17 protein-coding genes are annotated in these 15,565 nt (G+C 47.5%); 10 read left to right on the top strand and 7 right to left on the bottom strand.

Annotated features, from left to right (window positions below):
- The first annotated feature begins 131 nt into the window (after positions 1–131).
- Both SFW65_01555 and SFW65_01550 read left to right on the top strand, forming a co-directional pair.
- Positions 132–2,102, top strand: coding sequence for a DEAD/DEAH box helicase (locus tag SFW65_01555; protein ID MDX1921803.1), 1,971 nt, complete (start codon positions 132–134; stop codon positions 2,100–2,102).
- A 120-nt stretch (positions 2,103–2,222) separates the two neighbouring features.
- Positions 2,223–2,591, top strand: coding sequence for a hypothetical protein (locus tag SFW65_01550; GenBank protein ID MDX1921802.1), 369 nt, complete (start codon positions 2,223–2,225; stop codon positions 2,589–2,591).
- A gap of 49 nt (positions 2,592–2,640) precedes the next feature.
- Here SFW65_01550 and SFW65_01545 read toward each other — a convergent pair whose 3' ends face one another.
- On the bottom strand, positions 2,641–4,506 hold the full coding sequence (locus tag SFW65_01545) for an ATP-binding cassette domain-containing protein (GenBank protein MDX1921801.1): 1,866 nt from the start codon (positions 4,504–4,506) through the stop codon (positions 2,641–2,643).
- Between the two features lie 106 nt (positions 4,507–4,612).
- Here SFW65_01545 and queF point away from each other — a divergent pair, with 106 nt between their 5' ends.
- The 4 genes from queF to queC are packed head-to-tail and all read left to right on the top strand — an operon-like array spanning position 4,613 to position 6,767.
- Complete coding sequence (gene queF / locus SFW65_01540; protein ID MDX1921800.1) at positions 4,613–5,065, top strand: preQ(1) synthase; 453 nt, start codon at positions 4,613–4,615, stop codon at positions 5,063–5,065.
- Entirely contained in the window at positions 5,066–5,698 is a 633-nt protein-coding gene (gene queE / locus SFW65_01535) for a 7-carboxy-7-deazaguanine synthase (protein ID MDX1921799.1), read from the top strand.
- Positions 5,698–6,078 (top strand): 6-carboxytetrahydropterin synthase, encoded by a 381-nt coding sequence (locus SFW65_01530; GenBank protein MDX1921798.1) that lies wholly within the window; start codon positions 5,698–5,700, stop codon positions 6,076–6,078. The genes queE and SFW65_01530 overlap by 1 nt, the downstream gene beginning before the upstream one ends.
- Positions 6,075–6,767: a 7-cyano-7-deazaguanine synthase QueC gene (gene queC / locus SFW65_01525; protein ID MDX1921797.1), complete on the top strand. Its 693-nt coding sequence runs from the start codon at positions 6,075–6,077 to the stop codon at positions 6,765–6,767. Before SFW65_01530 ends, queC begins: the two co-directional genes overlap by 4 nt.
- Here queC and SFW65_01520 read toward each other — a convergent pair whose 3' ends face one another.
- The 6 genes from SFW65_01520 to SFW65_01495 all read right to left on the bottom strand — a co-directional run bounded on the left by SFW65_01520 (position 6,768) and on the right by SFW65_01495 (position 11,405).
- Positions 6,768–7,889, bottom strand: coding sequence for a sulfate ABC transporter ATP-binding protein (locus SFW65_01520; protein MDX1921796.1), 1,122 nt, complete (start codon positions 7,887–7,889; stop codon positions 6,768–6,770).
- A 9-nt stretch (positions 7,890–7,898) separates the two neighbouring features.
- Positions 7,899–8,756: a sulfate ABC transporter permease subunit CysW gene (gene cysW / locus SFW65_01515; protein MDX1921795.1), complete on the bottom strand. Its 858-nt coding sequence runs from the start codon at positions 8,754–8,756 to the stop codon at positions 7,899–7,901.
- Positions 8,756–9,619: a sulfate ABC transporter permease subunit CysT gene (gene cysT, locus SFW65_01510; GenBank protein ID MDX1921794.1), complete on the bottom strand. Its 864-nt coding sequence runs from the start codon at positions 9,617–9,619 to the stop codon at positions 8,756–8,758. Before cysT ends, cysW begins: the two co-directional genes overlap by 1 nt.
- Before the next feature lie 2 nt (positions 9,620–9,621).
- Positions 9,622–10,626, bottom strand: a complete 1,005-nt coding sequence (locus tag SFW65_01505; GenBank protein ID MDX1921793.1) for a sulfate ABC transporter substrate-binding protein — start codon at positions 10,624–10,626, stop codon at positions 9,622–9,624.
- A 32-nt stretch (positions 10,627–10,658) separates the two neighbouring features.
- Positions 10,659–11,066 carry an Rrf2 family transcriptional regulator gene (locus SFW65_01500; protein MDX1921792.1) on the bottom strand — a complete coding sequence of 136 codons (408 nt, stop codon included), beginning with the start codon at positions 11,064–11,066 and terminating at the stop codon, positions 10,659–10,661.
- 96 nt (positions 11,067–11,162) lie between these two features.
- Positions 11,163–11,405: a DUF465 domain-containing protein gene (locus SFW65_01495; protein ID MDX1921791.1), complete on the bottom strand. Its 243-nt coding sequence runs from the start codon at positions 11,403–11,405 to the stop codon at positions 11,163–11,165.
- 144 nt (positions 11,406–11,549) lie between these two features.
- On the opposite strand from SFW65_01495, the gene SFW65_01490 reads away from it, so the two are divergent.
- The 4 genes from SFW65_01490 to SFW65_01475 all read left to right on the top strand — a co-directional run bounded on the left by SFW65_01490 (position 11,550) and on the right by SFW65_01475 (position 15,564).
- Positions 11,550–12,437 (top strand): rhodanese-related sulfurtransferase, encoded by an 888-nt coding sequence (locus SFW65_01490; GenBank protein MDX1921790.1) that lies wholly within the window; start codon positions 11,550–11,552, stop codon positions 12,435–12,437.
- 1 nt (position 12,438) lies between these two features.
- Positions 12,439–12,933 carry a FixH family protein gene (locus SFW65_01485; protein ID MDX1921789.1) on the top strand — a complete coding sequence of 165 codons (495 nt, stop codon included), beginning with the start codon at positions 12,439–12,441 and terminating at the stop codon, positions 12,931–12,933.
- Positions 12,934–13,027: 94 nt separating this feature from the next.
- On the top strand, positions 13,028–14,398 hold the full coding sequence (locus SFW65_01480) for a cystathionine beta-synthase (GenBank protein ID MDX1921788.1): 1,371 nt from the start codon (positions 13,028–13,030) through the stop codon (positions 14,396–14,398).
- Positions 14,395–15,564 carry a PLP-dependent aspartate aminotransferase family protein gene (locus SFW65_01475; protein ID MDX1921787.1) on the top strand — a complete coding sequence of 390 codons (1,170 nt, stop codon included), beginning with the start codon at positions 14,395–14,397 and terminating at the stop codon, positions 15,562–15,564. The genes SFW65_01480 and SFW65_01475 overlap by 4 nt, the downstream gene beginning before the upstream one ends.
- Position 15,565: the final 1 nt, after the last annotated feature.

The raw sequence follows: 15,565 nt of genomic DNA, 5'->3' as shown, positions 1-15,565 counted from the left end.
TAGATGCTGTGCTGTCCCTTATGCAAACCTGAGCCAATAAGCCTAGACCGAGTTCTAGCAATGCTCGTGGGGATACCCAAGATGGGATATCCGGACACACACATAACCATGAACTGAACAGAAAGACCCCCATGTCATCCTTTAACGATTTTGCGTTACCGCAAGCCCTCCAACACGCCATCGAAAAACTGAATTTCACCATAGCCACCCCTATTCAAATGGGCGCCATTCCGCCTGCCCTTGAAGGTAAGGATATTTTAGGAACCGCACAAACAGGCACGGGCAAAACCGCAGCATTTGCTATTCCACTTATTGCCAAGCTAATGGCCAATCCCACCGCAACCGCCATCGTTCTTTTGCCGACCCGCGAATTGGCGGCACAGGTTGAAAAAGCAGTCATTGAATTATCGGCTGGTTCAAAGCTTCTTACCGCCCTGCTTATTGGCGGAGATTCCATGGGCAAACAGCTCAACCAGTTACAAAAGAAGCCTCGCGTAATTATTGGCACACCAGGCCGCGTAAACGACCATTTAAAGCGCGGCACATTAAAACTGTCACACGCCGAAGTATTGGTGCTCGATGAAACTGATCGTATGCTCGATATGGGTTTTGGCATTCAAATCGAAACGATTATTGAGAAAATGCCAAAACAGCGCCAGACGCTGATGTTCTCTGCAACCATGCCGGGCGAAATCGTCAAGCTGGCGGGGCGTTATTTGAACCACCCCGTACGCATTTCGGTAGGTGAAACCAACCAAACCGCAGCAAATGTCGAACTAAAGGTTGTTGAAACCGAAGATGGCAAGAAATATGAACATCTTATCCGTGAACTGGGCGAACGCCAAGGCAGCGTGATCATTTTCGTTAAAACCAAATACGGCGCAGACCGTTTGGCCAAACGCCTTCGTGGAGATGATTATGAATCCGATGCATTGCACGGCGATTTACGTCAGCACAAACGCGACAAAGTAACTCGTAATTTCCGTGAACAAAAATACCGCATTCTGGTTGCAACGGATGTGGCAGCCCGCGGTTTAGATATTCCGCACATTGAACACGTGATCAATTACGATCTGCCACAAGCTCCCGAAGATTTCATTCACCGTATTGGCCGCACCGGCCGCGCGGGCGCAAAAGGACAAGCGGTTAGCTTTGTTGCACCATCGGAATCCCGCAAATGGTTTGCAATTGAACGCTTGCTGGACCCAACCAAGAAACAAGGTAAGTCATCTTCCGGAAATTATGAAAAACGTGGCCGTGCTGGCAGTGATGGCGAAGGCTATAAGGGCAAGTCGTTCGGAAAGAAGTTTGGCGGTAAAAAATTTGGCGATAAAAAACGATTTGAACGTGATAATCGTGGAGATGATGATACACCACGATTTGAAAAGAAACGTGAATTCTTCAAGAAAGATCACGTAAACAAGCCAGAAGGCGAACGTGATGAACAGCGTTCATTCGCTAAAAAGCCGTTTAAGAAGGAACGTAGCTTTGACCGCGTAGAGCGTGGAGGTTTTGAACGCAATGAAGAACGCCGCGATGACCGCAAACCGTTTGGCGAGCGCAAGTCTTTTGGCGATAAAAAGCCATTTGGCAAGAAGCCCTTCAACAAAGGTAGCTTTGATCCATTAGATAAGCGTGAAGGTTTTGAGCGCGAGCGCAATGAATTCAACCGTGACGCCGCCGAACGCAAACCATTTGGCAAAAAGCCATTTAAAAAAGAATGGGGCAATAAGGAACGTAGTTTTGACCGCACGGAACGCAGTGGTTTTGATCGTGATGATCGTGAACCCAAGCCGTTCGGCAAAAAGCCGTTTAATAAAGAACGCCGCTTCGATAATGATAGCGAGCGCAAACCGTTCGGCAAAAAGTCATTTGATAAAGAACGTAGCTTTGGTAATGACAATCGCAGAGAAGATCGCCGTGACGATAGACGCTCTGAAAACCGTTTTGGAAAATCTGAGGGTGGCAATAAGCCGTTTGGTAAAAAATCATTTGGTAATAAGGGCGGCAAGCCTTCATTTGGCGGGAAGCCAGCTTTTGGCAAACGCAGAGATGAAGAAGGCGCTGGCAAGCCCCGCTCCTTCCATAAGAAACGCGGCTAGCACCTTTAAAACCGCTTGAATGACGATTCCATAAAATTGCTTATGGGATGCCATGCGGTCGCCTTAATTGGGGTAGAGCCTCTTTGGTGTTTTCCACCTTATCCATATCAGGAGCATCCTATGACACTTGCTAAATCACTAGCCCTTGCAGCGGTACTTACAGTTGGCGTTGCATCCAGCGCATTTGCATACCAAGTAACCGGCCCGATCCTTGAACTAACCGACAGCAAAATTGTTGTTCAAAAAGGCAAAGAAAAATGGGAAATCGCGCGCACCGGCGCAACCGAAATTCCAGTCGATGCAAAAGTTGGTGATAAAGTCACCATCGAATACGGCATGACTGCAGAAAAGGTTGAAATGAAGGGCGCAAAGAAAGCTGAAAAGCAGCCAACCGCTCACCCTGCAACGGCAACAGCAGGCGAGGCCGCACCGACCCATGTATCAACCAAAGCGCCAAAGCCGGTTCCAGCACCAGCCGTAAGCCACTAATTTAATAAAATCGTGAAACCGCCTTTTGGGGAAACCTGAAAGGCGGTTTTTACGTCTGAGTGGAAGCAGTAATGAGCGCATCCAGTTCAAGCCAGCGCTGTTCAGCCTTTTCCAGCTCATGCGTGGCTGCGGCGTGCCGCTTGGTTGCTTCATGAAATGCATCAATATCACGGGCATAGAAATCAGCATCTTGCAGCAGCGTATTTAAATCTGCGATTTCATGCTCCAGCTTTGCGATTTTATCAGGAAGCTGTTCCCATTCGTATTGATGCTTGTATGACAATTTAATAGCAGGTTTTTCAACCTTGCGCGGCTCGCTTTTTACCGGTTGCGCTTTCGGTTTTTCCTGAACTTGTTCTCCTGCGGGTTTCTTGGCATCGCGCTTTTGCTTGAACGCCAGGTAATCCTGATACCCGCCGATCACACCTTCCACTTTTCCATCGCCTTCAAACGCCAACATTTTGCTGACCGTTTGGTCTAAAAAATCACGGTCATGGCTAACAACAATCAAGGTACCCGTATAACCCGCTAGAATATCCTCCAGCATATCAAGCGTATCCATATCCAAATCATTGGTAGGTTCATCAAGGATAAGCAGGCTGCCGGGGTTCGCTAGAATTTTAGCAAGCAGTAAACGGTTTTTTTGCCCACCCGACAATGTGCTAACCGCGTGATGCACCATTTTGGGGTCGAACATGAAATCTTTTAAATAGCCGCAGATATGGCGGGTTTTGCCCATCACATCCAGATGGTCGCTGCCATTAGGACATAAGGTTTTATGAAGCGAATTTTCAGGGTTTAAGTCCTTGCGCTTTTGGTCGAAATACGAGAACTGTAAATCCTTGGTTAGCTTGACCTTGCCCATATCAGGGGCAAGTTCACCCACCAGCATTTTCAAGAAACTGGTTTTACCGGAACCGTTTTTACCCACAATGCCAATACGATCTCCGCGCATAATGCGCAGATTAAATCCATCAAGAATAGTTTTTGTGCGCCCTTCATCGACATAACTTTTGTGCACTTTGAAGAACTCCGCGACGATACGCGTAGATGATACTTCTTCTTCCTTTAACGGCGTGAATTCGATTTTGGATAACATGCGGGCAAGTGAATTTTTATCTGCGCGCAGTCTGTCACGCTCAATCTTCATCAGTTCTACGCGGCGCACATTGCGTTTACGGCGCGCTTTTACACCCCTACTTGCCCACTCCACCTCCTGATCCAACACCTTCTGGCGGTTTTTTAATTCGCGTTCTTCATGTTCCAATAACTGCGTTGACCATTCTTCGAAATGACCAAATCCTTTGGGGCATACGCGTAAGCGGCCTCTATCCAGCCAAAACACCTTATCGGATATATTCGCCAAAAACGCCTTGTCATGGCTGATACATACAATCGCGCCATGATAGAATTTCAGGTACGTTTCCAGCCATTCAATCACATCCAGATCCAGATGGTTGGTGGGTTCGTCTAACAACAGAATATCCGGACCTTCAACCAACGCGCGCGCCAGCGCCGCGCGGCGCAATTGTCCACCCGATAGCGCAGCCATTTTATCATCCAGATTCAGGTGCAATGGCGCGATGACCATTTCAATTTTATAATCCTGAGCGCCGTCTTGATTATCGGTATTCAGGCCTTCAAAAACAAAATCGTAAACGGTTTGGCCGGGTTTAAACGCCACTTCCTGCTGTAAATAACCAACGCTGGTGCCCTGCAATTGCCAACGCTCGCCTTCATCCAATTCTTTGATACCTTGGATAATATTCATCAGTGTTGTTTTGCCCACGCCGTTTTTACCGACCAAGCAAATCTTGTCGCCTTCACAGATTGAGAAGGATAGGTTTTCGAACAAGACTTTCTCGCCATACTGGATAGCGGCATCTTGAACGCTGAGCAAAAGGGTGGCGGCCACGAAAAGCTTTCAATAGTTGTGAAACGGATTAGCTAAATAGGCCTTAAATGGCCTGAAATCAAAGCAAACCTTGCATGATTTGGTAAAAAACCATAAATAAACAGCCATGAAAAAGCTAAAAACCAAACTGCTTGGTAAGGCAACACCCATACCGCAATCACCACATAAAGCGATATTGGAAGCCGTGCCCAACCCGCACCCAGACCATTATGTTGCGCGCTTTACTGCGCCGGAATTTACATCGCTGTGCCCCGTGACGGGCCAGCCGGATTTTGCGCATATCGTTGTTGATATTGTTGCTAACAAATGGCTGCTCGAAAGCAAATCATTCAAGCTGTACCTGTTCTCCTTCCGCAACCACGGTGCATTCCATGAAGATTGCACGGTGCGTATTGGCAAAGACATTGCCGCGACCATCAAGCCGCATTACCTGCGAATTGGTGGTTACTGGTACCCACGCGGCGGCATTCCGATTGATGTGTTCTGGCAAACCGGCACATTGCCCAAGGGCGTATGGCTCCCAGACCAAGGCGTTTCACCCTATAAGGGTCGCGGTTAAATGGTCTATTCGGTAAAGGAAATTTTTAAAACATTACAAGGCGAAGGCGGACAAGCCGGACGCGCCGCGGTGTTTTGCCGTTTTGCCGGATGCAATTTATGGACAGGCCGCGAAGAAGACCGCGCCAATGCCACATGCAATTTCTGTGACACCGATTTTGTTGGAACAGATGGCATTGGTGGCGGCAAATACACCGATGCTGTGGCATTATGTAATGCACTGGTCACGTGCTGGGGCGCAGATACACAGCGCCGCTTGGTTGTATTCACCGGCGGTGAACCCTTACTGCAATTAGATGACGCGGTCATCGCCGCCGTGCATAACGCCGGATTTGAAATTGCCATAGAAACGAATGGTACCCTTCATGCGCCCGCCAGCATTGACTGGATTTGCGTGAGCCCAAAAGCCAAGGCCGAACTAAAGCAAAAGACAGGCAAGGAATTAAAACTGGTTTACCCGCAAGACGGCGTATCCCCTGCTGATTTTGAAAATCTGCGCTTTGACCATTTCTGGCTACAACCCATGGATGGGGTGGACCGGGCAAAGAATACCCAATTGGCAGTCGAATTTTGCATGAATAATCCACGCTGGCGGGTCAGCCTGCAAACCCACAAGCTTATGGGCATTCCTTAATGTACGAACTCAGCAAACAATTCCGCTTTGATGCCGCACACACATTGAACCGCAATGTAAACAACGCGAAAGAAGAAAACCGTAGCCGTGAAATTCATGGCCATTCCTACCGTGCGGAAATTACCCTGCGCGGCGAGCCAAACCCGGCAACCGGAATGCTGATTGATTTATATCAGTTCGAGAAAATAATTGAAGAAGCACGTGATGGATTAGAACATAAGTTCCTTGATGATTTAAAAGACCTTGGTCCTGCCACAATGGAAAATCTATCCGCATGGATATGGAAGCAACTGGCGCCCAAGCTGCCAATGCTGCACAGCGTGACCGTTTACCGCGATAGCGGTAGCGAAAAATGCGTTTATTTTGGGCCTAAAAAATGAGTTCCGCACTGGTTCTTTTCTCCGGCGGGCAAGATAGCACCGTATGCCTTGCGTGGGCACTGAACCAATTCGAAACCGTACATACGATTGGGTTTGATTACGGGCAACGGCATAGTGTTGAATTGACCTGTCGTAAAACAGTCATCGAAAAAATAAAAACCGCATATCCTATGTGGAGCAAAAAAATTGGCAGCGATACGCTAATTGATTTGAAATCGCTGAGCAGTATTGCCGAGACATCGCTTACCCGTGAAATGGAAATCAAATTTAACAAAAACGGCCTACCCAATACATTTGTGCCGGGGCGCAATTTGCTGTTTTTCAATTACGCAGCTGCCCTTGCCTACCGCCTGGGCGTTAAAAACCTTGTGGGCGGAATGTGCGAAACGGATTATTCAGGTTATCCCGATTGCCGCGATGAAACATTGAAAGCGTTGGAACGCGCCATCAACTTTGGTATGGGCGAGGAATTTAAAATCCACACGCCACTGATGTGGGTAGATAAGGCGAAGACATGGGAATTAGCAAAAACCCTTGGTGGACAGCCGTTAATCGACATTATCGTAAATGAAACCCATAGCTGTTATATGGGTGACCACACAACTAAACATACATGGGGCTATGGCTGCGGCACTTGCCCTGCATGCGAATTGCGTGAAGCTGGCTATCATAAATATAAGGCGAGCTGACTATTCGAAAATACGCGTCACCTTGGGGCGTACGAACAACGTGTCGTCACGTTTAATGACCAATTTATCAAGAACACTTTTTGGAACTTCGGCTTGCAGCACGCGGTTGCTATTGGATTCCAGTTCCATTTTTACTAGCGGCCCCGCAGGGTTGATGTGAATGACCTTTACTTGGATGCCGTCATCATCTAGCGGGTCACGCGATACCAGCATTTCATGCGGGCGCGCATAAAGCTTAATGGCCTTCGCACCTTCGGGCATGCGCAAGATGCGTTTCTTTTCCGGCAATAGCAGGCGTTCGGTTTCTGCTTCTTCTTGGCTCGCAACTTCATCGGCGCTATCTACCACATCGGTTTCAGCGATATGGATGCGGCCATCGCGGTCCTTCCAACCGTCAAATTCGTTATAATTGCCCATGAAGTCATAGACGAATGCGTTGGCTGGCGTGTGATAAACCTGTTCTGGCGTCCCCACCTGTTCAATACGGCTGCTGTTCATGACCACCACGCGGTCAGCAACTTCCATTGCTTCTTCCTGATCATGCGTTACAAAAATACTGGTGATGTGCATATCGTTATGCAATTTACGCATCCAGCGACGAAGCTCTTTGCGCACCTTGGCATCAAGCGCACCAAAGGGTTCATCGAGCAGCAAGACTTGGGGCTCCACCGCAAGCGCACGCGCAAGCGCAACACGTTGGCGCTGCCCGCCCGACAACTGGCTTGGATATCGATCCCAAAATGCCTCTAAATGGACAAGGTTTAAAAGTTTCACGACCTTGCGGCGGATAGCAAATTCGGTTGGGCGGTATTTTTTATTACGTACACGCAACCCAAAGGCAATATTTTCAAACACGGTCATATGTTTGAACAGGGCATAATGTTGGAATACGAAGCCGACATGCCTGTCCTGATCATTTGTACGGGCTTCTGCGCCATCAAATTCCACGCTGCCACTATCCGGAAAATCAAGCCCAGAGATAATTCGCAGCAAGCTGGTTTTACCTGAACCCGATGGGCCAAGCAGTGCAACAAGTTCGCCTGATTTCACATCAAGGCTGACATTATCCAGCGCGACGAATTCCTTGTAACGCTTGCAGATGTTTTTTGCGCTAATACCCATTGTCTACCCTTACGTCGTTATCTTTTTGGTTTTGGCGCCGTATTTTTCAACCATGCGTTTGAGCATTAATGTGACGAGCGCCAATAAAGTGAGAATGGATGCCACTGAAAACGCAGCGACAAAATTATATTCGTTATACAAAATCTCAACCTGCAACGGGATGGTGTTGGTCTCACCTTTAATATGGCCTGACACCACCGAAACTGCGCCGAATTCGCCCATGGCGCGGGCATTGCACAGCAATACGCCATACAGCAACCCCCAGCGGATATTCGGTAAAGTGACTGATATAAAGGTTTGCCAGCCCGATGCACCAAGCAAAATGGCGGCTTCTTCCTCTTCCGTACCCTGCTCTTCCATCAATGGAATAAGTTCACGCGCAACAAAGGGGAACGTAACAAAGACGGTCGCAATAACCAGCGCAGGCACCGCAAACAGGATTTGAATATCATGCTCCAACAGCCACGAGCCAAGCAGCGATTGCGCACCAAACATCAACGCGTAAATCAAACCTGAAATTACAGGCGATACTGAAAACGGTAAATCAATCAGCGTGATCAGCAGACGCTTACCCGTAAATTCAAATTTGGTAATCGCCCAGCTGGCAGCAATGCCGAATACAATGTTTAATGGAACAGCAATCGCCGCAACCAGCAGCGTAAGACGAATGGCCGCCAGCGCATCCGGTTCGACAATACTGGCCATATAGGCATCAACACCTTTGCGCAAGGCTTCGGTGAACACCGCCGCCAATGGCAAGCCAATAACTGCGCCAAGGAACAGCATGCCCAGGATAATCAGCGTTATGCGTACCCATAACACTTCACCTATGCCATTTTGTTTATTTTGGGGAATGGAGAGCGACATTAATTATCCCTCAGCATCCGGGTTTGACCCCATTTTTGTAACGCGTTGATGAGGTAGAGCATAACAAAAGAAACAAGCAGCATAACGATTGCCAGCGCAGTTGCTCCTGCATGGTCGTATTGCTCCAGCTTCGTCATAATCAGCAGCGGGATGATTTCTGAAATCATCGGCTTGTTGCCTGCGATGAAAATTACCGAACCATATTCACCCAGCGCGCGGGCAAAAGCCATGGCAAATCCTGTCATCAATGCAGGCGTAATATGCGGCAAGAAAATCAGTAAAAAGATTTGTGTGCGGGTTGCACCTAAACTAGCTGCCGCCTCTTCCAATTCGCGGTTCATGTCTTCCAATACTGGCTGAACGGTGCGTACCACAAACGGCAACCCCACGAAGATAAGCGCAATCGTAATCCCAAGCGGGGTAAAGGCGATTTTGATGCCAAGGGGTTCCAGATACTGCCCAATCCAGCCCGACGGGGCATAGAGCGATGTCAGCGCAATACCGGCAACGGCGGTAGGCAACGCAAAAGGTAAATCCACCATCGCATCAAATATTTTTTTGAACGGAAAATCATACCGCACTAAAATCCATGCAACGATAAGACCGAATACAACATTGATAAGCGCCGCGACAAAAGCTGTGCCAAAGCTGACGCCATAGGCATGCATTACACGTTCAGCAGTAATAGTATTGAAAAATTCAGCCCAAGAAAGCTTGGCGGTTGCAAAAAACAAACCCGAAAGCGGTAAAAGTACAACAAGCGCAAGATAAACCAGCGTGAAGCCAAGCGTAAGACCAAATCCCGGCAACACGCTTGGCTTTTTAAGCTGTTTAAAAAAAGATGATGTCAGGGTTGTGGTCATGCTTATTTTTTCGAAAGCTCGTCGAATAACCCGCCATCATCAAAATGTTTTTTCTGCGCAGCTTTCCAGCCTCCGAAATCGGCAATGGTCATCATCGGCACAGTTGGGAAACGGTTTTTGTATTTTGCCAATACCGCTTTATCTTGCGGGCGGTAATAATGCTCGGCCGCCAATTCCTGGGCCTCTTTTGAATAGAGATAAGTCAGGTATTCTCTAGCGGCATCTTGGGTTTTCTTTTTCTCGGCATTCTTTTGGATAACTGCCACAGGCGGTTCTGCTAAAATGCCAACTGGTGGCACTACAATGTCGTACTTGTCTTTGCCAAGCTCGTTTACAGCCAAATAAGCCTCGTTTTCCCATGTCAGCAATACATCGCCAATACCGCGTTGAACAAATGTGGTCGTTGAACCGCGCGCCCCTGTATCCAACACCGGCACGTGTTTGAATAACTGTTTCATATAATCCATGATTTTAGCTTCATCGCCTTTGAATTTCTTGTCGGCATAACCATACGCAGCAAGATAATTCCAGCGCGCACCACCAGATGTTTTAGGGTTAGGCGTAATGACTTCCACGCCTTCTTTAATCAGATCGCCCCAATCCTTGATACCCTTGGGATTGCCTTTCTTTACCAAAAACACAATCGTCGATGTATAGGGTGAACTGTTATTCGGCAACAATTCCTGCCAGTTCTGGGGCAAGAGATTACGGTTTTGTGCAATGACGTCGATATCATAGGCAAGCGCAAGCGTAACAACATCTGCCTGCAATCCGTCAATCACTGCGCGTGCCTGTTTTGCCGAACCACCATGGGATTGGCGAATGGAAATATCGCCGGCAGTTTTATCTTTCCAATGCTTTTGAAACAGCGCGTTGTATTTTTCATAAAATTCACGCGTCGGATCATAGGAAACATTCAGCAATTCCAGCTTACCTGCAGCATGTGCAGGCCATGACGCGCCCAGCGCCAATAGCAACCAAAATGCAGCAATTACAGCTTTCAACATCGAAATCTCCCGGCTTGATTTGTCTTTTTAATTTAACCGGCCATATCAAGAATGGAGGTGTGATCAAGAACCTCCGACATTGCATCGCGCACTTTCTTCATCGTTTTGCGGATGGTGCAGGCACGTTCATCCTTACAATCATCACATTTCTGGTAAGCAGACAAACTCGCGCAGCGAACTGGCGCCAAGGGGCCATCGATAATACGCATTAATTCTGCGACAGTAATATCCTTGGCAGGTTTTGCCAGATAATATCCGCCAAACACCCCGCGCTTGCTTTCCACAAGATGATTACGTTTCAATTCCTGAAGGATGTTTTCAAGAAATTTGATAGGCACACCGGCTTCTCTGGCGATGACTTTACTTTGGGTCATCTCTTCTTTACTTTTTGCAAGGACTGTAAGAGCGCGCAGCGCATATTTGGCCTTCATCGACAGCATAAAACAAGCTCCCCAGCACTTAATAAACAAGAGTTGGTTTTAAGCCATATATCATACCGAGTAAATAGAGTTTACAAAATCAAGGCTATTACTTAATTACGCCGCTTGTTTCAGGCTTTGAAATAAATCGTCCTTCAGTTTCAAGCGCAGCTTTTTTAAGGTTTCAGTATGTTCATCACTTGCCGTTTCTATACCCGTTTCGATGCGCAAAATATCTTTGTTAACCTGGTTATATTGTTCAAATAATTTTGCAAAATGCCCATTGGTAGTTTTTAGTGTATGGATAGCCTGCTTGAATTCTGGAAATTCACTGGCAAAATCATGTGCTTCGGTAATCATCGTTTAAACTCCTTCATTAACAGATGCTTACATACTACCCCTTGTCCGCCTCTCCTGCCCCATGGCAAACTGACGCAGCTGAATTTACAAGTAAATCGCCATTTTTTTTGACAAATTACATGAAAAAAGCATAGTCTGCGGCCCATGAATTATACCGTTGCCGCATTATATCGTTTCACGCCGATTGCAGATATTTCTGCCCTCCGCAATGCTCTGAAACCTGCCTTTGCCGAATTGGGCATTTGCGGATCGCTGCTTATTGCACCGGAAGGAATCAATGGCACATTGGCGGGAAGCGAAAAAGCCGTGGATAGCATGCTGGAATTATTGAACCAGAATACCGGCCTCTCACGCAGCGAGGTAAAATTTTCTGTATCGCCGTTCAAGCCATTTGACCGTTTGAAAGTGCGCCTCAAAAAGGAAATTGTAACCTTTAAACAGCCATCAGCCAATCCGAATGAACGTGTTGGAACTTATGTGGAACCTAAAGACTGGAATGCGCTCATCAACGACCCAAACGTGACGGTGCTTGATACGCGCAATACTTATGAAACCATGGTCGGTGTATTTGAAGGCGCGATAGACCCAAACATCGAACAATTTACAGACTTCGCAGAATTTGTGAAAAAGACATTAGACCCAAATAAGCATAGCAAAATCGCAATGTACTGTACTGGGGGTATTCGCTGTGAAAAAGCATCGGCATATATGCTGGCGCAGGGTTTCCCGGAAGTATATCACCTGAAAGGCGGCATTTTAAAATACCTTGAAGAAATTCCGCGTAGTGAAAGCAAATGGAATGGCGAATGCTACGTTTTTGACCGCCGCATGGCTGTTGGTCACGGGCTTTCGACGGGCGAACATGTAATGTGTTTTTCATGTGGTTATGCGTTAAACGCGGCAGATCAACACCATCCGCTATACGAAGCGGGCGTTTCTTGCCACCATTGCCATGCAACGACCAGCGATACCGATAAAGCACGTTTCCGTATGCGCCACACCCAGATGACGGCCGGGCAGCGCGCCGGATAAGATGAGCAACATCACGAAACAGATTCATAGCCGCATTAAGAAAAAGAAGAAGCCATCATTATTTATTCACCTGTTTGTGGTGTTTGTAATTGCAATGCTGGGCAGCGCTGCATGGCGCATGTTGGAAGACAAACACCTTTTCGAACAAAAGCAAATCCGCACCGAAGAAAAACAGCAGATGCAGGAAGCATTGGGCTGGGGCAGCGAACTGCGTATTGAAAAAAAACAAGACAATATTGCCCGCATCCGTTTCATGCTGCGCGATAAAGCTCATAAGCCTATTCAGAATGCAGAAGTGCAGCTCACCCTATCCCATGTGAAAGATGGCAGCGGCATTGTGGCGCAAAGCAACATTTCTATACCGCTGAGTATGGTGGAGCCAGGTGTTTATCGTGGGCAAGCCAAACTGCCTTTGCCAGGCGATTGGGACGCCAGCATTACTGCGCAAATCGGTAATAATAGCTACCAGACCAATGAACGCGTAAATCTGCCTTAAAAATCTGTTTTAATTAGCCAAAATCCGAATCCGCTTTTTTTCGGGATAAATCGATCTACGCTTACTACACTCTGTCAAAAGCTTGGGAGTAATCGTGTCGGTATCTAAAAATGTTCTTGAATTGGTAGGCAATACACCACTGGTTAAGGTCAATCATCTTGATTGCGGGCCTTGCGAATTATTTCTGAAACTGGAAAGCCACAACCCCGGCGGCTCGATTAAAGACCGCATCGCCCTTTCCATGATTACCGCCGCCGAACAAGACGGAAGTTTAAAACCCGGCGGCACATTGGTAGAAGCAACCGCTGGCAATACCGGCCTTGGGCTTGCTCTGGTTGCCAGCCAAAAAGGTTATAAACTCATTCTCGTTATTCCTGATAAAATGAGTCAGGAAAAAATCTTCCATTTGAAAGCGCTTGGCGCGGAAGTAGTGATTACCCGCACCGATGTGGGCAAAGGCCACCCTGAATATTATCATGATATGGCGGAACGTATCGCCAAGGAACGAGGCGGATTTTACGTCAACCAATTTGAAAACCCCAATAATCCCGTTACGCATGAAAGAACCACCGGCCCTGAAATATGGGAACAGATGAACCATCAGGTCGATGCCGTAGTATGCGGCGTGGGGTCTGGCGGTACATTAACAGGCCTTGGCCGCTATTTTGCACGCGTAGCACCGACGTGCGAAATGGTGCTCGCTGATCCCAAAGGCTCTGTGCTTGCGCCGTTCATCAATGAAGGGGTGATGATTGAAGCCGGAAGCTGGCTGGTGGAAGGTATCGGCGAGGATTTCATTCCTAAAAACTGTGACCTTAGCCTTGTAAAAAAGGCTTACACCATCTCCGATACAGAAAGCATTTCAACGGCCCGTGAACTGTTACACAAGGAAGGGATTATTTGTGGTTCGTCATCCGGAACATTGATTGCCGCCGCGCTTAGTTATTGTCGCGCGCAAAAAACGCCAAAGCGCGTAGTCAGTTTTGTATGCGATAGCGGCAATAAATATCTTTCAAAAATTTACAATGAATATTGGCTGGATGATCACGGCTTGGTCATTAAAAACGAAGCGCATGATTTGCGTGATTTAATTACCCGTCCCCATACCGGTAAGAATGCCATTACGATTATGCCATCAGATACATTGCAAGCAGCTTACCGTAAAATGCGCATGTACGATGTATCGCAGTTGCCGGTAATGGATAACGGTAAGCTCGTCGGGATTGTCAATGAAACCGATATTTTATTGGCGATTACCGGCAACCCGAAAGGGTTTGGCATTGAAGTTGCGCAGGCCATGACCAAAAACCTGCTTACCATTCAAATGGACAAGCCCATGGAAGATTTGCTGCCGATTTTTGAACGCGGCATGGTTGCAATCGTTATGGACAAGTATGAATTTTTGGGCATCATCACACCGATTGATTTGCTCCAGTATCTTCGCAAGCGCACAGGTGTAGCATGACCCAAAAACGAGATAACAAAAACTGGGGCTTTGATACCAGAGCCATTCACGCCGAACAGCATGTGGATGAAGCAACCGGCGCTGTCATTACCCCCATTTACGCGACCTCCACCTTTGCGCAAAGCGCACCTGGTGAGCACAAAGGATTTGATTACGGGCGTAGCCATAACCCCACCCGCTTTGCTTATGAACGTGCAATTACGAATTTGGAAGGAGGCAGCGCGGGCTTTGCATTCGCATCCGGCATGGCGGCATCGTCCACCGTACTAGAACTGCTGGAAGCAGGATCCCATGTTATTGCGATGAATGATTTATATGGGGGAACCTACCGTTTGTTTGAACGCGTACGTAAACATTCCGCCAAACTGGAATTCTCGTACGTTGATTTAACTGTGGCAGGCGAACTGGAAAAAGCCATTCGTCCCAATACGCGAATGATATGGGTTGAAACCCCCACCAATCCTCTACTGAAGCTCGTTGATTTAAAAGCCGTGGCAGCAATCGCCAAACAACACAAATTGATTGCCGTGGCCGATAATACCTTTGCCAGTCCCTTTATCCAAAAACCTATATCCCACGGGTTTGATGTGGTCGTTCATTCTGCAACGAAATATTTAGGCGGGCATTCGGATATTATTGGTGGTATCGCAGTTGTTGGAAGTAACGCTGAAATTGCCGAGCGTTTGGGGTTCCTGCAAAACGCCACTGGTGCAATTGCTGGCCCGTTTGACAGTTTTCTTGCCCATCGCGGCCTTAAAACATTGGGGTTACGCATGGAGCGCCATTGCCGAAATGCCATGACGGTAGCCAATTTTCTTTCAAACCACAGCAGTATTGAACGCGTAATTTATCCCGGCCTTCCTTCCCACCCGCAGCACGCAATTGCCAAACAGCAAATGAATGGATTTGGCGGAATGGTATCCGCGATTATCAAAGGCGGTGAAAGCGCTGCCAAGAAGATGCTGTCGAACTGTCATGTGTTCACGCTCGCTGAAAGTCTTGGGGGAATTGAAAGCCTGATTGAACATCCCGCTATCATGACCCATGCCAGCATTCCTGTAGATGTCCGTAAAAAACATGGGATTGATGATGGGCTTATCCGTCTTTCAGTTGGCATAGAAAACGAGACCGACCTAATCAAAGATTTAGAAAGCGCCCTCGCCTAGC

The organism is Alphaproteobacteria bacterium, assembly GCA_033762625.1.
Lineage (GTDB): Bacteria > Pseudomonadota > Alphaproteobacteria > UBA9219 > RGZA01 > RGZA01.
This window is presented reverse-complemented; position numbering and strand designations above follow the sequence as displayed.